Here is a 22,695-nt window from a genome sequence, read left to right on the forward strand (position 1 = left end):
TTCTCGGAGATAAGAAGTTTGTATTTTTACACGTTTTCTTTTAACAATCACATTTCTGCTTTCAGCAGACTCAACCATTCACTCACCTATAGCGATACAACTTTTTAAATTCACAAAATTCGGTCACAAGACCTCCGATATATGGTTTTTGTGACCGTGTCTTGTCTGTATTTTAAGGCGGATCGCTATAAGAACTGCGTATCAAAAAATAACTCTGCCGATAAATATTGACTTGACGGCGGCAGTGTGATATAATCAGGTTAGTTTTAAATAACTGATATTTCACACTGAACTTTCGGCATTGAGGAGGTTGTATGCCATGAAAACTATCAGCAGTTCTATCATTTATAAAAAGCTGTTCAGAGAACTGGAAACAGAATTCGGCTGCGAAGAAGCGCGTAAGATATGGGCACTGGCAGAAAGGCTGAACAGACATCTGTATGAAAAATACTCGGCAGAGGACGAATTTGATACAGCAGGCATGCTGTTCCCTGCGGCGGCGGTATACACTGCACTGAAAAAGCGTCAGCCCGAATATCCCGCTATGGAACTTCTGAGGTCATACGGCACAAAAACGGGCGAACGTTTGCGCAGGCTGATACACGCATTCACCATGATACCCTGTGTACCTGCGCTGATATGGAAAAACATCGACAAGATAACAGACCATGCCAGCAGTGAGAAACTGGGCTACACAAGGCGTGATATGGTGGTCACAGAAAATACTTCCCGCGTAGATGTGCTTAGCTGTCCGCTTCATGAAATGGCTAAAAAACTCGGCATGCCCGAAGTCTGTCAGACCATATGTGCGATGGATAAGGTGTACATGACAGGTTTCAGACACATTCAGTACAAGCGCACAAGATCGGTGGCTGAGGGCGACGACTGCTGTGACTACAGACTTTGGTGGGACAAGGATAAGGGTTGAACAAGTATGACAAAATTGTATAAGAACAACATTTCCGGATCATTTGGCTGCATCTGTTTCTGTATAAGTGAACGGCTGCCTGGCTTTGCCTAACCGACAGCTGTGTTAACTGACAAAAAGATATTCTGTTTTACAGGCGAGGTTCACGGGGCAGATGGGGCGGCAGTCATACCTGCTGATACTGCCGATGTACGTTCTGCTGCTGTTACAGTATGGGTCAGCTATGATCTGTTCGCAAAGGAGGCATCGTAAGAATGAAGCACGCTGAAGATCTGACGGAAAAAGAACTGGAAAGGATACGTTTTGTAACAGGCGAGGCTTTTGTCACAAACGAACTTTTTCACGAGTTCGGCAGCATTGAAGAACGCAGACCGCTGGTGCTTAAGTATATGTCTGCTTTTGTGGACTTTGCTTACGAAAGCGGTTCGCTTTACATGACAGATGACGGCTGCGGTTTTATCGGTCTGCAATACATCAAAGATAACGCCGTTCTGCCGCAGCTGAAAATGCTGGTGCGGCTGTTCACAGGTCTGCCATTCGGCAAACTGAAAAAAATGCTGGGGCATGTCGGACAGATAGCTGATGCAGACAAACAGTTAAAAAAAGTTACCGCATATAGATGTCCTCATGGTGGCGGTAAACAAGGATTCGCAAGGCAAGGGCTATGCCCGGCAGCTGGTTGACTTTGCCAAGAAAATGTCTGAAGAGAAAAACCTCCCGCTGCTTATAGGCACAGATATGAAAGACTATGCCGATATGTACTGTCATTACGGTTTCAGACTTGCATGCAGCAAAACCGCTGACAACGGCGTTACAAGATACGTTCTCACATGGCAGCCGTCTGATAAAACCAAATAATGCCGCCAAAACCCTTTATTACGGCATATCTGAAAAAAGTTGCAAGCAGTGGTTGACAATTGATAAAAAAAGTGTTATTATAGACTTACCGAGTTAGTACTAGCTAATATTTTTAACAGAAAGGATGTATCATTATGATAGATTTACAGAAATTAGCGATATTTGCAGGCGGTCTACTCTGCGGAACAGCAGGCGTAAAGCTGCTGAAAAGCAAGGAAGCTAAGAAAGTATACGCTCACACGACCGCTGCCGCGCTGAGAGCAAAAGAGTGCGTTATGACCGATGTCACAAAGGTGCGTGAGGGCTGCGGCGACATCGTGGCTGAGGCTAAGGAGATAAACGAGAAGAAGTCTTCTGATAGCGCTGTTGAAATCATTGAGGATACATGTGAATAATGAAGTGTGAGATACTTCACGAAAGCAGAGGGCGCATAAGGGTACACTGTGTCTGCGGCAGAATGACTCTGCACCAGGCTGATATACTGGAATTCTTCCTCAGGGCAAAGCCTTTTGTTACAAACGCAAAGGTCTACGACCGCACAGGCGATGCCGTGATATGGTATGACGGCGAACGCAGGAATGTCATAAAAGCACTGGCAGGCTTTTCCTTTGCTGATGAAAGTGCTGAAGCACTCGTGCCTGAACACACCGGCCGCGAACTTGACCGCAGTTTTGAGAACAAGCTGATAGCGATGCTCATGTGGCGTGCCGCAAAACGCACGATAGTACCTGCACCCATAAGGTTCGTACTGACGGTGATAAATGCACTGAAACACATCAAAGAAGCACTGACAGCACTGTCACACGGCAGAATAGAAGTTTCTGTGCTGGACGCAACGGCAATAACCGTTTCACTGCTGAGAAACGACTGCGGCACTGCATCTTCGGTGATGTTTATGCTGGGACTGGGCGAACTGCTTGAGGAATGGACACGCAAAAAATCAGTGGATGAACTTGCCGGCGTGATGTCACTGGGTATAGACAAAGTGTGGGTCATAAAAGACGGCACTGAGGTGCTTGTGCCCACAAACGCCATCAATGCGGGCGATGAAGTCATCGTGCGCAGCGGCAGCATGATACCACTTGACGGCGTGGTGCTTTCGGGCGAAGCTGAGGTCAATCAGGCATCTCTCACAGGTGAGAGCCTGCCTGTACACAAAACCGTCGGCAGCTATGTCTACGCAGGCACAGTAGTTGAAGACGGCAGCTGCGTATTCAGGGTCGATAAGACATCAGGCTGCGGCAAGTACGACCGCATAGTCAAGATGATAGAAGAATCCGAGAAAATGAAATCACAGGCTGAGAGCAAGGCTGTGCATCTGGCTGACAAGCTGGTGCCATACAGTCTGGCGGCAACTTTGCTGACCTATCTGCTGACAGGTGACAGTGTTAAGGCGATATCGATACTTATGGTCGATTACTCCTGTGCTCTGAAACTGGCGATACCGATATCTGTAATTTCAGCAATGCGTGAGAGCAGTGTTCACGGCATAACTGTCAAGGGCGGAAAGTTCCTTGAAGCTGTAAGCGAGGCTGACACCATAGTGTTTGACAAGACCGGCACGCTGACCCATTCAACGCCGCGCGTGGCAGAGATATTCACATTTGGCGGCAGCAGCGAGGAAGAAGCACTGCGGCTGGCGGCTTGCCTTGAAGAGCATTACCCGCATTCGATAGCAAACGCCGTTGTCGAAGAAGCAAAGCGTCGCGGCATCGACCACGAAGAAAAGCACTCAACGGTGGAATATGTGGTAGCACACGGCATATCAAGTTCGATAGACGGCAAAAAAGCTGTCATCGGAAGCTATCACTTTGTTTTTGAAGACGAGGGCTGCACTATCCCCGCAGATGAGCAGGAGAAGTTCGACAGTCTGCCGCATCAGTATTCTCACCTGTTCTTGGCTGTCGGCGGAGCACTGGCGGCTGTACTCTGCATTGAAGACCCGCTGAGGGACGAAGCCGCAGAAGTGGTATCATCGCTGAGAGAACTTGGTTTTGAAAAGATAGTCATGATGACAGGCGACAGCAAGCGGGTCGCCAGATGCGTTGCCGAAAAGGTGGGCGTTGACGAACTGCATTACGAAGTACTGCCCGAAGACAAGGCTGAATTCATAAGACAGCAGAAAGCGGAGGGAAGAAAGGTCATAATGGTCGGTGACGGCATGAATGACTCCCCTGCCCTTTCAGAAGCCGATGCAGGCATAGCCATTAGTTCCGGCGCTGCCATCGCGCGGGAGATAGCGGACATCACCATCTCGGCTGATGACCTCTACTGTCTGCTGACACTGCGTAAGATAAGTCGTGCGCTTATGACGCGCATCGACCGCAATTACCGCTTTATAATGACTTTCAACACCGCACTGATGGTGCTGGGCGCATTCGGCATAATAACGCCGACGACTTCGGCACTGCTTCACAACGGATCGACCATATCGACAGCACTTTCGGATATGCGTGCATATCTGCCATAACAGAAAAAAAGAAGTCGGGCAGCCGACTTCTTTTTTGTTGCTGAGGAGCAAGCCCAATATATATCATTTTTCGCCTTTTACCCATGCGACTATCTCCTTTTCGGCGCGTGCAAAATACTCCATGTTCTCTTTGCGGTATCTGCCGAAAGTTCGATAAAACAGCCCTATCAGCGGTATCATGCGGTAGAGTTTCCGCTCGCGCTGACGGTTCGGCATTAGCCCGTTGAGATGACTGCCATGCGGAAAAACAACAGTCTTTACCTGCCTGCAAAAGCCTTTTCTTTTAAGCCTTGCAGAAAGCCGCTTGACCGAATATCCCGCATACCAGCATTCGTCCATAGCGCCCGCTATCAGCAGTACATCTGCACCGCATCTCTCTATCGGAAGTTCGGCTTTCTCAACGCCCTCTTTGTCGCAGTACGCTTTGTAATAAGCCGCCCACATGCCCGTGACCTTGTAAGGGACTGCGGGATGGCGCATGTACCTGCCTGCGCGGAAATGCGAGAAATCTGCCGTAACATACGGTATCTCCTTGCCAAGATAAGTCACCACGCTGTGACCTGTCATGGTCTTTTTGTCGGCAAGTGTTCCCTCAAACGGAACATGAGTCGGCGATACCATTATCAGCTTCTCAAAACCGCCGATATACACCGCACACAACAGTGCAAATATGGAACCCATCGACTGCCCGTAAACACTGATATGAGCGATATGCTTTGCCTCACGCAGATATCTGACCGCAGGTCTGAACATATCAAGCGGTATCCTGTCAGGCGAAGCAGGCAGACCCTCTGCCCCGAAAAGCGACACCGCCAGACCCGTGATGCCGTAGTCCGCAAATCGCTCTGCAAATTTGATACCTGGCAGAAGACTCTGTTCGCCACCCATTATTATTATAACTGCCCTGTCACTGCCGCCGTCAGGTTCGGCAAGATGCCCCGTAAAGCCGTCTTTTTTCATCGTGAAATTTTCGTATATCATTCCCTCACCCCGCACTTTTTAAGTTATGCAAAACTAACTAAAAACAATTATATCACATCATACCCCAAAAGTCAATAATGAATGTGATTATCCCGCTGATACACCAAAATAAACGATGTTATATCGGGAATTGAATACAGTTGGCGGTTATCTTTCCCCCGCCTGCGGCGGGGGGAAAGATAACATCAACTCAGTTTTTCCTCATTGATAAAGGTATTTTGCAGTGGTGTGCTAAAGGGATAGTCATAATAATGAATGCACTTATCGCGGTATATGCAGAACATATTTCCACACACGGCAAGTATAACACAGTCATGATATTGACATCATCAACTCAATGGTGTATAATTTAAATATGGTGCCGCATAGCATACAGAATTCTTTCCATGCGGCATTATGTAAAAGTATTCAATGACCGATATCTGAAAGGAGATACAAATATGGATCTTATCCCCAGCTTTTCCGTTGACCACACAAAGATCGTTCCAGGCATATTCACCAGCAGAGTGGATATTCTGGGCGATGAGAAGATAACAACTTACGATGTGAGGGTCACAAGACCTAATATCGAACCCGCGATCGATGTGGGTGCCATGCACACGCTGGAACATGTGATCGCCACCTACCTCAGAAACGACCCCGACTGGAAAGACAGCGTCATCTACTGGGGTCCGATGGGCTGTCTGACGGGCTTCTACCTTATACTTAAGGGCAACCGCGCACCAAGCGAGATATATGATCTTATACTCGGTGCTTTCAAATCGGTGGAAGAAGCGGAAGAAGTTCCCGGTGCTTCTGCTGTGAACTGCGGCAATTATCTGCTGCACAATCTCGGCATGGCAAAGTGGTATGCCCGCAGATTTGCTGACTATCTGACCGAGAATGCAGGCAACAGTGTGATTTTCGAGTATCCGAGATCTGAAAGACTTGTCACCGATGACGGCAGACAGTTCTTCGATTCTTAATTCCCGCACACACATCTATAAAGGCAAGGCACTCCTGAATGCAGAAGTGCCTTTTTTTCATCTTTCGGTATATCCCTCAAACTCCACCGATATTATCTTTGAACCACTGCCTGTGACCACCTGCAAAGTGTCGTCCTGCACCGGATGTTTAATGGCGGCGGCATTCTTCTCAACTGTCCTGTAGACCACCTTAAGATATATCAGCGCATTTATGGGATTTTTCACTCTGACCTATTAAACTGTAGATCCTTTGTCTTGCCACTCTTTCACCGCCCTGTCAAGGTCGTGTATAGTGTAAATGATATGTCCTCAACACATTGAGCTCTCTTATTTATTTTTATGACTATCCCTTTAGCACACCTGCTGAAAATGCGGTAAACAAAAGGATAATTGATCGCAGGATATCTTTCCCCCGCCTGCGGCGGGGGAAAGATATCCGCCAACCACTTTAAGTTCTGCCAGATCGCTGTTTTTTTTGTGGTGTGTCAGCGGGATAACCATGTTTATTTTTAATTGAAACAATTGCCCAAAAGGTATTGACATTTTATTGGATATAATGTATAATATATTCACATCGATGTAAACCAAATATTTCTTTATTTAATTTTTATCATAATTAAATTAAAACCATTATTTTTTAGGAGGGCTTATTATGAGCATTGAAAACACAACTGTTAAAGGCGGCTGGACTATCACTCATGGAGATACAAGCATTGAAAAACACCCTGATGCACTTGCTGCATTTGAAAAGGCTACAGCAGGATTTATAGGCGTAAAATTTACACCTGTAGCTCTTCTTGCAACACAGATAGTTTCGGGAAAGAATTATGCCATACTCTGTAAAGCTACCCCCGCAACACTGGATCCTGCAACTACTCTTAAAGTTGTGATCGTTTATGAAGATCTTAATGGCAATGCAACTATTACAGGTATAAAAGATGTATTAGGTGCTGATTATCCTGTATTCGCAGCTACCTGCGATTGTTCAGCAAACGATAATATCGTTCTCGGCGGCTGGAATATCACTCTTGGTGATCCGAGCATTGATAAGCATCCTGATGCACTTGCTGCAATTGAAAAGGCTACAGCGGGTATGTTAGGTGCAAAATATGAACCTATTGCTTTACTTGGCACTCAGATAGTTGCAGGAAAGAATTACTGTATCCTCTGCAGGATCACCCCTGTTACACTTGATCCTAAGCCGACTATGAAGCTCGTTTATGTATATGAAGATACAGAAGGTAACGCTGTTATTACAGAAATCAAGGAAATAATTGGCGCTCCTGTTCCGGGTGGATTTATTGCCAATGACGGTGCTACAGACCTTAACAGCAATCCTGAAGTAAAAAATGCTTTTGAAAAGGCTACAAAGGATCTCTTGGGTGTAGACTATGAGCCTATCGCTTATCTTGGCTATCAGATAGTTGCAGGCAAGAATTATCTTATCCTTTGTGAAAGCAAGATAGTTGTTCCGGATCCCATCCCTTCTCTTACACTTGTAACTGTCTATGAAGATCTTGACGGCAACTGCAAGATCATAAATACCGAACCTGTAGTCCTTTAAGTTTTAAGATATAAGCTGAAAATGTAAATGTTCCCCCGATCTATGGCTTTATGTTACAGATTCGGGGGATCTTTTTATGAATATGATATGTGGTCATTCCGCTGACATATTGTGCTTAACAGACTTTCTGCGACTATTGACCATAGTCGGCGGTTTTCTTTACATGTGTGAACGCATGGAAAGAAAACATCTCATAACTGTTTCTTGTTATACCTTTATTCCCGGTGGTGTATTAAAATGGTTAACCATATATTTCAATCAACATTAAGCCTGAACAGCTTCCTTGTGATAAATGCCGCGCACACCGAAAGCCCTATACCGACTATGACCACCGCAGGCAGCGCCCACGCGGGACTACAGTCCATAAGCTGCTGTGCGTAGCCTGCGGGCATCTCTTCAACTGCGCAGTCATATGTGAAATCGCGGTTGAACCATATCTGACCGTAATAACCGAAGGTCGAAAAACTCATCACAACGCTTTTAGCGACTATCGCCGCCCACTTTTCATTGCCTATCACCAGACCTATGACCTCTGCAAGAATGCCTATGACCGCTATTGGCAGTGCGTGCCATAGGTTGAACTCCCCTATCAGCAGAAATATCAGCATAAGCCCCAAAGAAAAAGAAAGCGCCACGAACGGTGCTTGTATACGTTCAAAGGCTTTCACCGTTATACCTGTGATAAGCACGCCTGCCGTTACCTGATACAGCACAAACAGTACAGGGTGTACCGCACCCATTCCGCAGACCGCCAGCGTAGCCACAAAGTACAGCAGCACATACACCAACTGCCACAAGGCATTTTTCTTGTTCCATCGTTTTTCCATAAAAACAACTCCTTAAGTTAATTTTTCGGGGAAGTATTAACTTTCCCCATAAAAGCAAAAAATCCGCTTAATAAGCGGAATTTTTGTATCTCTGATATTTATTCACAACCCGAATATCTCTTTCCAGCCGGGATACAGCAACGTCTTGACAAACTCCATATGTCGGACGGCTTCCTCCCTCGTCAGGTCGTGCCTGACTATCTCAAAGACCAGATGGATATATTCGGTAGAAAGTATATGCCACTCCATTTCGGTCAGTTGTCTTACATTCCTGCCCGACTTTCTGAGTATCTCGGCGTACTGCTTGTTAGATGACGTTTCGCTTTCTATCAGTTCTTCCTCGAAATCCTCAAATACTGAACCTGCCGAACAGCATACCAGCAGTTTTACGCCATCATAGTTGGAAAAGATGAAATCTGTCATAGCAGATGACCATTCTTCACCAAAAGGGTCAAAAGATGTGATATCACCCGACATATTCTCACTGCCGTCAGCCTGCATTGCTTTTAACGCATCAAGAGTGTCTTTGACAAGATAGTAAAACATATCCTCCTTGCCGCTGAAATGCTTATACAGACCTGCTGTGGTGATACCTACCTCAGCCGATATGCGGTTGAGCGATGCCTTGTCATAACCATGCGTCAGGAACTCATTCTTCATACATTCGATTATCCTGCGGTTGGTGGCTGTTTTATCCTTTGGCATTGCATACACCTCATTAGCTAACAGTATTAACTATCTTTAGTTTATCATATTAACTCACGTTTGTCAAGGGGGGTAAAAAATTTTTTTCACAGATAAAAGCGCCCGCCGAGCATTCGATGATGCTTCGGCAAGGCGCTTTCGGTCTTTATTCAGAATATTTATCAGCGTTTAACAGCATCACATGAAAAGTTCAGCCACATGGTAAACGATGCAGGAAAGCACCAGCGCATTGCAGATGTAGAAAAGTGCGACCTTGACTGTCCATTTAAGCGAATGCGACTCCTTGTAGGTGGTAGAAAGCGCCATCAGGCATGGTACACTGAAAGTCGTTGCGAACATGAATGCGAGGGCTTCTGCGGCAGATACAGCCTGCGACATCGCTGTGCCAAGCAGTGCGGTATCGGTGGAAGTTCCCTGTGAGAAGAATGCGGCTTCCATAACGGAGTTGCCGCCCATGAAAACAGCGTTCAGCGTACCAAGTACCGCTTCCTTAGCGAAAGCACCGCTTAAGAACGCCACAAATGTCTGCCAGCCCATGCCGAAGAACTTTGTGACAGGTTCGATGGTCGTGCCAACGCGGTAAAGCAGGCTGTTGTTGACGTTGCCGTCCCTGCTGAAAGAAAGCACATAGAATATAAGCGAAACAAGTGTTACAGTGCCCAGCGCCCTTTTGAATATATCCCATGCCTTGAAGAAGGCTTCTTTCAGGATATGCTTCCAGTGTGCCTTATGGTAGGGCGGAAGTTCCATTATCATGCCGCTTCTTGTTTCCATCGGCGCGAGTTTTCTGCCGAACACTTTTGACACTATTATCATCGAAACGACCACATAAGCCAGTATGCCGACACACACAAGCATAGTCTGCCACCATGTAAAGAACATGCCCGATACCACAGGTATTATCGACCAGATCGACGCACACGGTATCGCCCAGACTATGGACATCGCCAGCATTCGCTGACCCCAGTTATCCATGACCCTTGTGCCGCATGCGCCGCCGATAGTACAGCCGAAGCCCATCAGCATCGGACAGATAGCCTTGCCCTGCAAGCCCAGCTTTGAAAGCAGTCCGTCAAACTGATATGCCGCGCGTGCGATAAAGCCTGTTTCTTCAAGAAAGCCGAAAACAATGTTAACACCGAGAACAAAGCTCGCCATAGATATTGTGAATGACAGTGTGTTCGGTATCATCATGCTGAATATGTTCACTATCCAGGGGTGAACGTTCCAGCCTGTAAGCAGTTTGTCAACGGGTTCGTGCAGAAGTGTGGGTATCATCTGACCGACACCCGCAAACGGCAGCATGACTATCATCGATACCATGAATGCCAGCAGCACCACCGCGATACAGATGACCTTGCCCAGTATCGGTCTTGTCATAACACGGTCGAATTTCGACATCTTGTAGACCGATTCCCTTGTCCTTGTGACATTTTCGAGTATCTCGCTTACCCAGTCAAATTTCGCCTTGCTGTCAGCCTTTACATCAGCCTTGCCTTCGGGGGCTTTTACAGACAGCTTGTGAGGTTTTTTGAGTTCTTCGGCTATCAGCTTTTTCAGCTTGTCATAATCCTTTGTATCTGTGGCATTGAAAGGCAGGACGGGTATGCCCAGCTTTTTCGCCAGCGCATCGGTGTCTATATCCTTGCCCATATCCTTTGCAACGTCCATCATGTTAAGCACCAGCATGGCAGGTTTGTCAAGGCGTGCAAACTCCGCCAGCATGAACATGCTTCTTTCAAGCTGTGATGCGTCCACCAGCACCACTGTCAGTTCGCTCTTGCCCGACTTTATGAAATCCGTTGTGATTATCTCCTCGTCCGAATTGCCCGAAAGACCGTAGCTTCCCGGCAGGTCGGTGACTGTGTACTTTACGCCGTTGTATGTGAAGCTGCCCTCGTTCTTCTCAACGGTCTTGCCTGCCCAGTTGCCCACATGCTGACGTGCGCCTGTCAGGTTGTTGTATATGGTCGATTTGCCCGAATTCGGCTGACCCAGAAGTGCGATACTGCCTGTCATACTGCCTCCACCTCTATCCTCTCTGCATCTGCCCTGTTCAGTGAGATGAGCGTTTCTCTGAGATATATCAGCACAGGCATTTTCCTGTCATTTCTCACCGTCTGGAAGGCTGTGCCCTCCGTTATGCCGATGGAAGTTATGCGGTTCATGAAATGGTCATCGCCGCCCACCGAAAGTATCCTGCCCTGCATATCGGCAGTTGAGTCTGTCAGCTTCATGTTTTTTCCTCCAATTCTGATATTTACTTTTTATCCTTTCCCGCGCCGCAGCTGCACCCGCTGCAGCCCGAACAGCCGCACCCGCAGCCGCCCGACTTTTTCGCTCTTATCTTGCTCCTCACAATAAAGAACACTATGAGCGCCACAACTGCCAGCAGCACCACCGACATGATGTTTTCGGCAAGCCATGTCATATGAATTACCTCCTTATAAAAGTTAGTCCGCGCTAACTCTTATGCAAATTTATATCGGCACAAAGCCGACATAAACATATCCGTTCTTACCGCAGATACACTGCCCGTCATTCCATTCCGCAGAGCCACTTCCAGCCCTTTGAGAAAAACGTGTTTATCGTCTTTGCATAGTGCAATGCCGCCTCACGGTCGAAATCGTGTCTTATAGGCTGTAAGACCGCCTCGACATTTGAGGATACCAGCAGATGGAACTCGCGCCTGTCAAAATCAGGCACACAGTCACCGCGCATGCGCAGTGCCTCGATGTGCTTCAGCGAACTCTCCTCCTCCATCTCGGTGAGCTTATGGGCATAGTCCTCATACCGCGTCCCCTTTGAACAGCATACCAGCAGTTTGAACTCGTCAAAATGGTCATACACAAACTCCATAGCGAACACCGCATCTTCATTAAGAAATGCCGCCGCCGCACCTATTTCTGCGATGGCATCATGCTCCTCCTGCTCTTTGCGGCGGTAAAGCTCATAAAAGCTGTCAAGTATCGGCTGTACTAAGTGGGCAAACATATCCTCTTTACTAGGGAAATGCTTATACAGCCCCGAAACAGTCATACCTGCGCCTGCCGCTATACGCCGCATCGAAGCATTCTCAAAGCCGCAGTTCAGAAACTCTTCTTTTGCCGCCGCCACGATGCGCTCACGGCTCTCTGTCTTATCTCTTGGCATTTTGTTATCTCCTGTCTTTTTAGTGAACGCCGTTCTCTTATATAAGAATACACTGTTCTCTTACGTTTGTCAAGGGTGTCAGTTTATTTTTAGCGTTTTGAATAATATGGTTAGATTAAACAAACTTCCATTTGATGATAAGCGCCAGTTAACTATAGCGATCCGCCTTAAAATTCAGACAAAATCCAGTCACAAAACCCATAAATCCCAGCTTTTGCGACCGGATTTTGTGAATTTAAAAAGTTGGCTTGCAATAACACATCAGATGTGCTATACTATTTTCGGTAATTACTTGCTGAAAAAGGGGTGTCACTATGCCGTTAAAGTTTTTCGGACGCGGTTCTGCCTTTGCGGACGCGCACAATTCTGCTTTTTTTATTGAAAACAACGAACTTGTAATCATCGACTGTCCCGCATCGACTTTTCAGAAAGTCAAGCGTATGGAGTGGGAGAAGTTCGATAATATATTCATACTCATCACCCATACTCACGGCGACCACGCAGGCGGTGTGGGCATGATGCTTCAATTCGTATGGTTTGCAAGCCTCATGAAAAAGCGTGTCACTGTCGTTGCCCCGTCAGATGAAGTCAGAGAAGACCTGACTATACTGCTTAACAGGATAGAGGGCTGTGAGCCCGAATGGTATGATATCACCACAGCTGACTGTCTGCAAAAAAGCTGGTTTGTAAAATCAGTCCCCACGACCCATTCAAGCACTCTTGCAGGCAAATGTTTCGGCTACCGGCTGAAAATAAACGGCAGAAATGTGGTATACACAGGCGATACTGCAACATTGTGCCCTTTCCTCCCGCTGCTGTCAGAGGGTTCGTTCCTTTACGCCGAAGCTGCAACTTTCAGGAGTGATGTTCACCTTTATCTTGAAGATGTTCTGCCCACATTTGAGAAGCTGACAGCTGATGGTGTAAGAGTCTGCCTGATGCACCTTGACCGCGAAGATGTGGTAAAGAAGGTCATAGCAGGAAAAAACATAACGCTCGCGCCCTTATACGAGAATGACATATAACTGCGATAAAAAGCCCCCGCAGACTTTGGTCGGTCTGCGGGGGCTGTATGACGGGCTTTCAGGCTCTTCTTATGTAGAAATCGCACCTTTCCGCACCCTTGCCGAGTGTGCCTTTGCGCTCAAAGACAAGTCCGGGAAGAGCGCCGTAAACACGCTCGTCATTTTCACAGAATATCTTTGTCAGTTCGGGACAGCCAAGTTCTGTCAGATAAGTCTTGTAGGGACATTTCAGTATATCCATGCGATAGGCATTTTTCTCTTTGGGATAAAACCTGTTCTCAAAACCGCAGGAAGCCCCAAAATTCTTCTTGGTCATCGGGTCCCACATCTTTATGAAAAGCGAGGGCATAAAGGGTATCTTCATTATATTTTTGAGGGGACTTGCCTTTGCGCATATCTTAACTGCCGCATTTTCAATGACTGCATATGCCTGCTCATCGGTCATGTATTCCCTTGCAGTCAGGTACATCGCCGCCGCAGGGAATATCTTAGTATCGGTGTGCGAATGGACACCCTCAGGCAGGCTCTCATACTTTTTAAGATAATCATTCAGACGTGATGCCGCCTTGCGCCACAGCAGGTCGCATTTTTCTTTGTCAAGCACCATTTCTATCTCTTCTCTGTACTCCTTTTTGGAGTCAAGTATTTTTATTGCAGATTCCATATATTCTTTCCTTTCTCAAATCATAAAACACAGTCCGAGAAACATGACTGCATTGGCTATGTTGCCCTTAGCGGGCAGTTTTGTAGGGGCAAGTATCACAAACAGCGGCAGAGTATTGAACAAGCATGCCCATATCGGCAGTGCCGTCCTGCCCGATATGACCAGCACAAGAAGCGTCACCGCAAATACCAGCAGACCCAGATATGCTATGGCAGCTGCGGCTGTCCGCCTGAAAAAGCACAGAACCGTTTCAAGGGCTTGTTCAGTCCTGCCGAGTTTTACATAGAACCACTCCACTGCGCCGCATAAAACATGGTGGGCAGTTATCGGCACTATGAAAAACATCCCCGATATGTACATTATCTTACCTGATAATTCTGAATATCCCCCAGCCCAGCGGCTAAGTTCCAGATACCCGAAACCTGCCATAAAAAGCGCCAACACACCGACAAGCATCGACGCTTCTATACGGCTGAGCGGCATTTTTTCAAACAGCTTTTTCATTTTTTCACTGTCTTTTGTATCTTTGCCCATGTCAAATCTGCCTGCGGGCGTATAGGCAAGCATACGATCAGTAATTCCGCAGATGATGTGTCCCAGACAGGCTATCATAAGTGCGGTCTTCATTGGTCACCACCATCGGACAGGGCTTTGAAATACTCCTGCCTTACCGCCTTTGCTTCCGGCACAAATTCCATCGCGCCCCAGCAGTGCATCATACCCTCACCTACATGGACTTTCAGCGGAACACTGTGCCTCTCACAATGCGCTTTCAGGTCATCAAGATAAGCGTACATGACCTCATGGGTGCCGTAAAAAACTTCAATGGCAGGAAAACCCGAAATATCGCAGAGCAGGGGGCTGAGCAGATAAGCATCATCTCCATTTGCAAGAACAGGCGCTATCCTGTCAAAAAATGCGGGCGGTATCATCACATCGAACTTTTTGAGTTTTTCCATCTCAGCCTTCTGCTTACTGTCGGGCGGTACCTGCATACCGGGAGATTGCAGTACCAGTTTGCGCGGGAGCGGCACTTCGGGATATCTGTTCTTTATGTAAAGGCAAAGCGACATTGCCTGTCCGCCGCCCGATGATGTGCCGAATAACCGCACATTCTCGCTCTTGTATCTTGTGAGTATATGGCGGTAGACTTTGAGCGTGCTTTCGAGTGTTTCAACCAGCTTGTGGTCGGGTGCCATCGGATATATCGGAAACCATACCTCAGCATCGCAAGCCCTTGCTATCTGCCCGCAGAGGATAAGGTCACCTGTATCGGGGGGAAGTATATACCCGCCGCCAAACAGATACAGCACCGCACTTTCGGGCTTGCTGCCGCTGACCCTCAGCGCATATACCGTCACTCCGTCAAAGTCCTTTCTGATCATCTCAAAGCCGTCTTTTTTCAACTTTTTGAAAGGAACTTTCAGCGGCTTTTTCTGTTTCTTTGAATATTCTGACAGCAGTTTCTCCCACTGCTCGCCCTCTTTATCGAGCATCTTGTTCACGCCTATCAGCGAGAACATTTTTTCAAGCGCTCGGTATCTTAAACTTGGCATTTTATGACCCCACTTTTCTTTTTCTTGAACTGCGGCTGTTGGTACAGTCAAGTGATTAGCCAACGCTAACTGCATATCAATTATATCACACTAACCACGAAACGTCAATATCCCAAAGGCAAAAAAGAAATTGTATGACAGGCAGTCCGCTTAACTTTATCATTGCGATTTGATATGATCACAGTAAGAAAAAAATCGCTGTTTCTCAGGCATATGGAGGTATCACAGTGGAAAAAAACAGTGATAAAAGTTGACCCTTTCGTATCGGTCAACGGCATAAAGTTCGGAACAGCAAGAGAAAAGGTGCATGAGATATTGGGCAAGCCCGAAGACTCTTTCTTCAAGGGTGATGATGATATCGAAACAGATGTCTACAGTTGTTTCCACACCTGCTATGACAGCGAGTATAAATTTTGAAGCGCCGGAAGTTATCTATGTTGATGAAGCGGATATCTTCTGCGGCGGCGAAAAAGTGCCGAAACTTATAAAGAGGTGCTGGGATTTTTTTCAAAAGCGCTTTGACGATGTTGAGGAAGACGATGCAGGTTTTGTGTCGGTAAAAGGTTCGGTAGGCATCTATGTCGAAGATGCGGACGAAGACGAATACGAATACGATACCATACTGTTTGCCAAAAAGGATCATTACAGCGATACGGATATCTGAGCGGAGATATCTCATACAGATCGTAAAAGACAGCCGCATTTGTCAGGCGGCTGTCTTTTTCTTTTATGGCGTTTAGTATAAGTTAAGTGCCAAAAAACTGTGAAAAGCGAGAAAATCGGTGAAATTTTCGGGCATACTGTTGACAATCCGCTTGTTATATTGTATAATATCAGTAAATTAAACCGCCTGATCTGTTATAGTAAACGACATGTTTATTTCTGCATTGAGCGCTCGCTGACGCTGTGATCAGCATTGACTGCACCGAATTCCCTGAAATCAATGTCGTTAACTATACTGACAGGCGGCAGAAGAGAGGTAAAGTATCATATGTTGAAAAAGATCATTTCAGGGGTGACCGCAGCAGCGTCCGCATGCACTATAGTGCTTTCGACTGCTTCGGGCGTTATCGTGCATGATGCACCTGCCGCTTCAACTGTATCTGCGGCATCTGCACCCGACAGCTACCACGATGACTGGCTTCATGTAAATGAAAACGCTGAAGTCGTTGATATGTACGGCAATCCTGTCTGGATGACAGGCGTAAACTGGTTCGGCTACAACGTTGGCAGTCAGGTGTTTGACGGCGTGTGGTCGGCTAATATGCACGACTGCCTTGACCTTATCGCAGATCACGGCTTCAATCTGCTTCGTGTACCCATGTCCACCGAGATAATATTGCAGTGGAAGAACAGAGAGCCTGACCCGATGATAAAGGTCAATGCTTACACCAACCCCGAACTTGTAAAGACATTTGATGAGAACGGTACTCCCATAGAGTACATGTACAGCTATGATGTCTGGAACAAGGCTGTTGAATGGTGCAGAGAAAACGGTATCAAGATAATGATAGATATTCACTCTGCGTCCACTAATGCGGCGGGTCATACCTATCCGCTGTGGTATGATGACAGATTTTCCACTGAGGACTGGCTGGAAGCACTGTCATGGTTCTGTGAGCAGTACAAGGACGATGATACAATTATCGCCATCGACCTGAAAAATGAGCCGCACGGCAAGCCTGAGGAAGGCAAATTTGCGAAGTGGGACGACTCCACAGACCTCAACAACTGGAAATACGCCGCTGAAAGAGGCGCTATGGCTTGTCTTGAACAGAACCCCAACCTGCTTATAATGATCGAGGGCATCGAATGCTATCCCGATTTTTCAAGGGGTGCTGACTGGTCAACACCTTCCATCGACTACGCACACTACGGTGAACCCAGCAAGATATTCGGCGCATGGTGGGGCGGAAACCTGCGCGGTGTAAAGGATAAGCCTGTTGATCTGGGTAAATACACAAAGCAGATAGTTTATTCTCCGCATGATTACGGTCCGCTGGTATATGCTCAAAGCTGGTTCCATCTTGAGGGTGAAAGCCCGAATTTCACAAACTATGAATTCGATACCGAATCTCTGCTGAATGAGTACTGGCGTGATTCGTGGGCTTATCTGGTAGAAGAAAAGCGCTATCCTCTGCTTATGGGCGAATGGGGCGGCTTTGTGGATTCAAAGCACGACCCGTCGGGCGCAAATACTCAGTGGCTCACACTTCTGCGTGACTACATGATCGAAAAGCGCATACACCACACATTCTGGTGCTTCAATGAGAACTCCTCCGATACGGGCGGACTTGTCTATGATAACTTCGGCAAGTGGGACGATGAGAAATATGAGTTCGTAAAGCCCTCGCTGTGGCAGGACGAGAACGGCAAATTCATCAGCCTTGACCATACCATCAAACTCGGCAGAGCAGGCAACGGCATATCGCTCAGCGATTATTATTCCACCACACATACCGAACCTGTGCAGGATACGACCCCGAACTATGGCGATGTCAATGCTGACGGCAAGGTAGATATCTCCGATGCTGTGCTTATAATGCAGTATGTTTCCGACCCGAAGAAATACCCTCTCACCGAACAGGGCAAGAAAAATGCTGACTGTGTCGATGCAGGCAGCGGGCTGAACAAATCAGATGCGACTGCTGTGCAAATGGTCGCAAACGGCACTATCTCGGCATCAGACCTGCCTGTCACGGCGGAAAAACTCAGCAAGCTACAAAAATAATACGCTAAATAAATACACTAAAAAAAATTGCAAGCATATTTTGCTTGCAGTCAGTCTGTCCTCCAAAGCCCCTATTCCTTGCGGATCAGGGGCTTTTTTTGATAGACTGCCATATATTTTTTAACTTCAAACCATATATGATTTTTTTGGCTCCGAATTTTCTTGTATAATAATAAATGAAGGTCTTCACATTTACGATTTCAACATGAAAATGAAAGGACACATTTATTATGAATAAGAAAAGAAGAAAAAATAGAAAAACAACCCCCCCCCCGTAAGATGAACCACACAAATAATAAAGCAGCATCGCCTAAAACAGATGTTTTTACGATCTGTGTGGCTCTTGCAAATATCGGTATAACCCACTTGGCACATATATATTTAGATAAACTCTACAATAATAAAGGCATCTATGCTGAGATAAAACTGGTTAGCGCATTGTATGTTATAGCATTTTTCGGCTATAAAATAGCTCCGCTTTTTTTAAAGAAAATCCATAAATATCTGAAAAAGTAATGTTTTTATCCGAATAATCCATTTTCACCTTTGCAGATCAGTGATATCATGCTATTGTGGAGTATTATTTCCATATATGACTATCCCTTTAGCACACCAACTAAAAATGCGGTAAACAAAAGGATAATTGAGCGCCATACGCCAAGAACCTTAAGTTCTGTATAGCCGCTGTTTTTGTAGTGTGTCAGCGGGATAACCACATTTCCATAATACAGGTATATGTAGCGTTATTAACAACACGGCAAGCCCGCTGGCACACTACATCGCAAAACTTCCTCGTTATAAATAAATACGATCAGTGTACCACAGGTGCAGCCACATTAAGATCGGAGGATATGTTATGAAGAAAAAAACCAAACGCGCTGCCGCTGTATTGCTGTGTGCTTTGCTTGCGGCGTCTTCTGTCCCGTTGGCAGATGCACCGTCGGGCGCACTTACAGCTTCGGCGGCTTCATCAAAGCTCGTGGCTTTTCCTGGCGCAGTCGGCGGCGGCAAATATGCCACAGGCGGTCGCGGCGGCGAGGTCTACCATGTCACCAACCTGAATGACAGCGGCGCAGGTTCGCTGCGTGATGCTGTCAGCAAGTCGGGTCGTATCGTAGTATTCGATGTCAGCGGCACTATCACACTAAGCAGCAACATAGTATGCAGCAGCAACATTACCATCGCGGGGCAGACCGCACCCGGCGGTTCCGGCATAACCCTTAAGGACTACAAGTTCGGCATGGGCGGCGATAATATCATCGTGCGCTATCTCAGTTCCCGTCCCGGTCCCGATAAGGCAACAAGTTCGGGCAACGATGCTTGGGGCGGCGCAAAAGGCTCAAACTCCATCGTTGACCACTGCTCACTTGGCTGGACGACTGACGAACAGTGGGGTCTTTACTCAAATAACGACCACTACACTGTGCAGTATTCGGTCATCGGTCCTGCGAATTCGTGGGGCGGTCATGTCAAGGGCGTTCACGGTTTCGGTCTTATGATGGGCAGAAGCAACCTTACATTCGACCACAACCTTATCTGTCATAACGTTTCCCGAAACTTTCGCGGAAAAGTCGTAGGCACTGAAACTGCCGATTTTACCAACAATGTCATCTATGACTGGGGCTACCAGACAGCCTACGGCACTATAGGTCATGTGAATTATGTGAATAATACCCTTAAAGCAGGTAACTCCACAGCAAGCGGCTATCACTATGTACAGGTGTCGGCAAACGATAATTTCAAGCTGTATCTGAGCGGCAACCGCATACTCAATAAAGACGGTTCCTACCGCAACAGCGAAAATGATAACTGGTCTGCCATATCCTACGGCAGCAGCGATAAAAACCGCAGCAATACCGAGTCAACCACGCCTTTCACCATCCTGTCTGACAGCGGCGAGAACATTTCTTCTGCGCTCAACTGTGAAAGCGCGGCGGCATCTTATGACCACGTTATCAGCTTTGCAGGCAACGGCATCTCTCCCGACAAGCGCACCGCCATTGACAAACAGTGCGCTCAGGAAACTGCAAACGGCACAGGCTCATGCAGTGGTACCGACCCATACAGCGCCGACCAGTCAGAACTGAGCAAATATAACATTCAGTGCGGCGTTAAGTACGAATACCCATCTGCTGTGACCCGCAAAGAGATAACCGATAATGACAACGACGGCATGGACGACAGCTGGGAACTGGCAAGAGGTCTTGACCCCACCGACTCCACCGACTATAAGGGCGACTACTGCGGTCAGGGCTATATGAATATCGAGTACTATATAAATGACCTTACCGTTGACTCGTTCCCTGAGGGCGTTGTGACGCTCTCACCTGCTACAGGTGATGCGAAATACGGCGCTGTTATGGATACTTCCGTAAAATATGAGATAACCGACAGCAATGGCGGCGCATTACAGGCAAATACCGCAGGCTGGCGCCTTGCAGAGGCGGGAAACGGCTATTACCGCATCATATCCGCTGACAGCGGAATCGACCTTTCAAGCGGTGAACAGTACAAGTTCGTCAGAAAAGGCGCAGGCTATGTCATCTATACCAGATCATCAGATGATAAACAGTGTGTCGGCGGTGACGGCACTGTCTGGAATGTCACTGTCATGGTCGAACCTCTCAGCGGCGAACTGTTCAAAGAACTGAAAGTACTGGATACACCTCGCAGTTCTTTCTGGAAGATAGAAAAAGGTCTTTCAGCAGGCGCACTGCTTTACGGTGACCGTGATGTGGTGTATACCTCGATCCCCGACAGCTTAACAGGTGCCGAATATCTTGTGACTTCCTGCGACTCCAAACTGACAGACTCCGACCTTGCAACATTCAAAGCGGGTAAGAATATGACAGTCTATGTCGCACTTGACAACAGAGTAACGGCGCGCCCCGCATGGCTCTCAAACTACACTAAAACAGGCATGACTGTTCAGAACAGCGGTTCTGTGACATTTGACATCTACCAACAGGAAGTCAAAAGTGGTACTACCGTCACTCTCGGCACAAACGGTCAGAGTTCGGGCTGTGTGAATTATACCGTGTTTGCAACAGCTTCCGCTGTTCCCGCATCTGAGGTATATCCCGAAATAACAAGCGTAGAGTACAGCGAGCAGTTCCACCAGATAAGATTTACATGGAAGCCTGTTGACGGCGCTTCAAACTACGGCATCGCAGTATATCTCGCAGGCAAGTGGAGAATTCAGACTAAGAACATCTCAGCATCAACACTCAGCTATACCACCCCGAAAAACCTCACACCCGGCAAGACCTACAAGGTAGCTGTTGCCGCTAAGGTCAACGGCGAATGGACAGCCGCAGAATCGATCAAACATGCCGTTACTGTCACTGTAAGATAGCTGATACACGTATTTTCCACCATACCGCCCATATCATCGGCAGTGTGAAAAAAACTAAATAAAGAGAGGCTGTTGCATAACCGCAGCAGCCTCTTTGCTTTAATATAACTTTAACGACCATCTTTCGCCATAGCTTCACTATCCATCTATTTTATGCAAGGCACTTTATCCTCAAGAAAAGCGTCATGCACTGGGTATAGCTGTTGTCGGGTAGATGTTAGTTTTCATGGTTTAATTCTTTTGTGATATTTGTATTAATGTACAAAAATATAGTGGCAGATTTGTGAATAATCACACTCGAAAACGGTGCTACCTATATGTTATTATATATAAATCTATGATAATTCAGAAAATTCCTATTATTCCGACACTGACGGCGGCGGGCTATAATCCCGCTCGCATACGGCGGGAAAAGCTGATCGGAGAAAAGTATATGACGGCGCTCCGGCATAGTCACGCCCCGTCACACGGTCTACTAGATACACTTTGCCGACTGCTGGACTGTCAGCCCGGTGACCTGATCGCATATGTCCCCGATGATGCACCCGCCGCAGAGCAGGCACTGCCCGCAGATGATCCAGATACTTGATACACTACACCCGCCCCCGATGGTTTCCGCGCCGTCGGGGGCGTTGCATTGTAAAAAATCAAAACAAAAAAGTCCGCAAACGAAAAGTTTACGGACAAAGGAAGCAGGGGCACCAAGGATCGAACTCGGGACACGCGGTTTTGGAGTTCTAGGGTCATCGTTTACAATAATTCCCTTTTATTTTTACTTTTTAGAAATTTGTGTCTATAGACACAGTTTTCTATCCCGTTTTCTTTCTCAGGGATAATCGAATAAGGTAAAAGATAGCGTTTGACAGAAGTCAGGCGCTATTTTTTATGGCAGCGGCAGGGTCGCTCCCTGCGG

The 22,695-nt window shown here is 47.0% G+C and carries 25 protein-coding genes; 14 read left to right on the forward strand and 11 right to left on the reverse strand.

The window, feature by feature from the left end; genetic code table 11:
- Positions 1–319 precede the first annotated feature (319 nt).
- From CUS_RS02715 to CUS_RS02730, 6 genes are all read left to right on the forward strand, one after another.
- Positions 320–928: an L-2-amino-thiazoline-4-carboxylic acid hydrolase gene (locus CUS_RS02715; RefSeq protein ID WP_002847425.1), complete on the forward strand. Its 609-nt coding sequence runs from the start codon at positions 320–322 to the stop codon at positions 926–928.
- 102 nt (positions 929–1,030) lie between these two features.
- Positions 1,031–1,180, forward strand: a complete 150-nt coding sequence (locus CUS_RS19700; protein ID WP_157769487.1) for a hypothetical protein — start codon at positions 1,031–1,033, stop codon at positions 1,178–1,180.
- 2 nt (positions 1,181–1,182) lie between these two features.
- Complete coding sequence (locus CUS_RS02720; RefSeq protein WP_002847463.1) at positions 1,183–1,611, forward strand: hypothetical protein; 429 nt, start codon at positions 1,183–1,185, stop codon at positions 1,609–1,611.
- Complete coding sequence (locus tag CUS_RS19020; protein WP_080559504.1) at positions 1,556–1,786, forward strand: GNAT family N-acetyltransferase; 231 nt, start codon at positions 1,556–1,558, stop codon at positions 1,784–1,786. The genes CUS_RS02720 and CUS_RS19020 overlap by 56 nt, the downstream gene beginning before the upstream one ends.
- A gap of 134 nt (positions 1,787–1,920) precedes the next feature.
- Complete coding sequence (locus CUS_RS02725) at positions 1,921–2,181, forward strand: DUF6110 family protein (RefSeq protein ID WP_002847452.1); 261 nt, start codon at positions 1,921–1,923, stop codon at positions 2,179–2,181.
- Positions 2,181–4,256, forward strand: a complete 2,076-nt coding sequence (locus tag CUS_RS02730; RefSeq protein WP_002847444.1) for a heavy metal translocating P-type ATPase — start codon at positions 2,181–2,183, stop codon at positions 4,254–4,256. The genes CUS_RS02725 and CUS_RS02730 overlap by 1 nt, the downstream gene beginning before the upstream one ends.
- Before the next feature lie 63 nt (positions 4,257–4,319).
- Here CUS_RS02730 and CUS_RS02735 read toward each other — a convergent pair whose 3' ends face one another.
- Positions 4,320–5,237, reverse strand: coding sequence for an acyl-CoA thioester hydrolase/BAAT C-terminal domain-containing protein (locus tag CUS_RS02735; RefSeq protein ID WP_002847389.1), 918 nt, complete (start codon positions 5,235–5,237; stop codon positions 4,320–4,322).
- Between the two features lie 440 nt (positions 5,238–5,677).
- On the opposite strand from CUS_RS02735, the gene CUS_RS02740 reads away from it, so the two are divergent.
- A complete protein-coding gene (locus CUS_RS02740) occupies positions 5,678–6,202 on the forward strand; it encodes an S-ribosylhomocysteine lyase (RefSeq protein ID WP_002847423.1) in 525 nt (174 codons plus the stop codon).
- A 57-nt stretch (positions 6,203–6,259) separates the two neighbouring features.
- Here the strand turns inward: CUS_RS02740 and CUS_RS19705 are convergent, their stop codons facing one another.
- Positions 6,260–6,427, reverse strand: a complete 168-nt coding sequence (locus CUS_RS19705) for a hypothetical protein (protein WP_157769489.1) — start codon at positions 6,425–6,427, stop codon at positions 6,260–6,262.
- Positions 6,428–6,854: 427 nt separating this feature from the next.
- Between CUS_RS19705 and CUS_RS02745 the strand changes: the two genes are divergently transcribed.
- Positions 6,855–7,766, forward strand: coding sequence for a hypothetical protein (locus tag CUS_RS02745; protein WP_002847454.1), 912 nt, complete (start codon positions 6,855–6,857; stop codon positions 7,764–7,766).
- Positions 7,767–8,020: 254 nt separating this feature from the next.
- Here CUS_RS02745 and CUS_RS02750 read toward each other — a convergent pair whose 3' ends face one another.
- The 6 genes from CUS_RS02750 to CUS_RS02770 form a co-directional block, all read right to left on the reverse strand.
- A complete protein-coding gene (locus tag CUS_RS02750; RefSeq protein ID WP_002847451.1) occupies positions 8,021–8,593 on the reverse strand; it encodes an MptD family putative ECF transporter S component in 573 nt (190 codons plus the stop codon).
- Between the two features lie 102 nt (positions 8,594–8,695).
- On the reverse strand, positions 8,696–9,298 hold the full coding sequence (locus CUS_RS02755) for a TetR/AcrR family transcriptional regulator (RefSeq protein WP_002847462.1): 603 nt from the start codon (positions 9,296–9,298) through the stop codon (positions 8,696–8,698).
- A 177-nt stretch (positions 9,299–9,475) separates the two neighbouring features.
- Positions 9,476–11,317, reverse strand: a complete 1,842-nt coding sequence (feoB, locus tag CUS_RS02760) for a ferrous iron transporter B (protein WP_002847421.1) — start codon at positions 11,315–11,317, stop codon at positions 9,476–9,478.
- Complete coding sequence (locus tag CUS_RS02765) at positions 11,314–11,535, reverse strand: FeoA family protein (RefSeq protein WP_002847465.1); 222 nt, start codon at positions 11,533–11,535, stop codon at positions 11,314–11,316. Before CUS_RS02765 ends, feoB begins: the two co-directional genes overlap by 4 nt.
- A 23-nt stretch (positions 11,536–11,558) precedes the next feature.
- Entirely contained in the window at positions 11,559–11,729 is a 171-nt protein-coding gene (locus tag CUS_RS19025) for a FeoB-associated Cys-rich membrane protein (RefSeq protein WP_002847468.1), read from the reverse strand.
- Positions 11,730–11,836: 107 nt separating this feature from the next.
- A complete protein-coding gene (locus CUS_RS02770) occupies positions 11,837–12,451 on the reverse strand; it encodes a TetR/AcrR family transcriptional regulator (protein WP_002847475.1) in 615 nt (204 codons plus the stop codon).
- A gap of 314 nt (positions 12,452–12,765) precedes the next feature.
- Here CUS_RS02770 and CUS_RS02775 point away from each other — a divergent pair, with 314 nt between their 5' ends.
- Positions 12,766–13,476, forward strand: coding sequence for an MBL fold metallo-hydrolase (locus CUS_RS02775; RefSeq protein ID WP_002847460.1), 711 nt, complete (start codon positions 12,766–12,768; stop codon positions 13,474–13,476).
- Between the two features lie 58 nt (positions 13,477–13,534).
- Here the strand turns inward: CUS_RS02775 and CUS_RS02780 are convergent, their stop codons facing one another.
- From CUS_RS02780 to CUS_RS02790, 3 genes are read right to left on the reverse strand one after another with little or no spacing between them, the layout of a single operon-like run.
- On the reverse strand, positions 13,535–14,140 hold the full coding sequence (locus CUS_RS02780) for an L-2-amino-thiazoline-4-carboxylic acid hydrolase (protein ID WP_002847457.1): 606 nt from the start codon (positions 14,138–14,140) through the stop codon (positions 13,535–13,537).
- Between the two features lie 15 nt (positions 14,141–14,155).
- Positions 14,156–14,767 (reverse strand): DUF6796 family protein, encoded by a 612-nt coding sequence (locus CUS_RS02785; RefSeq protein ID WP_002847390.1) that lies wholly within the window; start codon positions 14,765–14,767, stop codon positions 14,156–14,158.
- Positions 14,764–15,696: an alpha/beta hydrolase fold domain-containing protein gene (locus CUS_RS02790; RefSeq protein WP_002847467.1), complete on the reverse strand. Its 933-nt coding sequence runs from the start codon at positions 15,694–15,696 to the stop codon at positions 14,764–14,766. Before CUS_RS02790 ends, CUS_RS02785 begins: the two co-directional genes overlap by 4 nt.
- A 174-nt stretch (positions 15,697–15,870) precedes the next feature.
- Here CUS_RS02790 and CUS_RS02795 point away from each other — a divergent pair, with 174 nt between their 5' ends.
- The 5 genes from CUS_RS02795 to CUS_RS20615 all read left to right on the forward strand — a co-directional run bounded on the left by CUS_RS02795 (position 15,871) and on the right by CUS_RS20615 (position 22,371).
- Entirely contained in the window at positions 15,871–16,113 is a 243-nt protein-coding gene (locus CUS_RS02795) for a hypothetical protein (protein WP_002847461.1), read from the forward strand.
- Positions 16,064–16,360 (forward strand): hypothetical protein, encoded by a 297-nt coding sequence (locus CUS_RS02800; RefSeq protein ID WP_002847435.1) that lies wholly within the window; start codon positions 16,064–16,066, stop codon positions 16,358–16,360. Before CUS_RS02795 ends, CUS_RS02800 begins: the two co-directional genes overlap by 50 nt.
- Positions 16,361–16,687: 327 nt before the next feature.
- Positions 16,688–18,427, forward strand: coding sequence for a cellulase family glycosylhydrolase (locus tag CUS_RS02805; RefSeq protein ID WP_100084517.1), 1,740 nt, complete (start codon positions 16,688–16,690; stop codon positions 18,425–18,427).
- An 856-nt stretch (positions 18,428–19,283) separates the two neighbouring features.
- The gene (locus CUS_RS02815; protein ID WP_002847448.1) at positions 19,284–21,782 is read left to right on the forward strand and encodes a pectate lyase family protein; all 2,499 of its coding nucleotides are present in this window, start codon (positions 19,284–19,286) and stop codon (positions 21,780–21,782) included.
- Positions 21,783–22,119: 337 nt separating this feature from the next.
- Complete coding sequence (locus CUS_RS20615; RefSeq protein ID WP_002847469.1) at positions 22,120–22,371, forward strand: helix-turn-helix domain-containing protein; 252 nt, start codon at positions 22,120–22,122, stop codon at positions 22,369–22,371.
- Positions 22,372–22,695: the final 324 nt, after the last annotated feature.

Origin of the sequence: Hominimerdicola alba 8 (genome assembly GCF_000178155.2) — a bacterium.
GTDB classification, from domain to species: Bacteria; Bacillota; Clostridia; order Oscillospirales; family Ruminococcaceae; genus Hominimerdicola; species Hominimerdicola alba_C.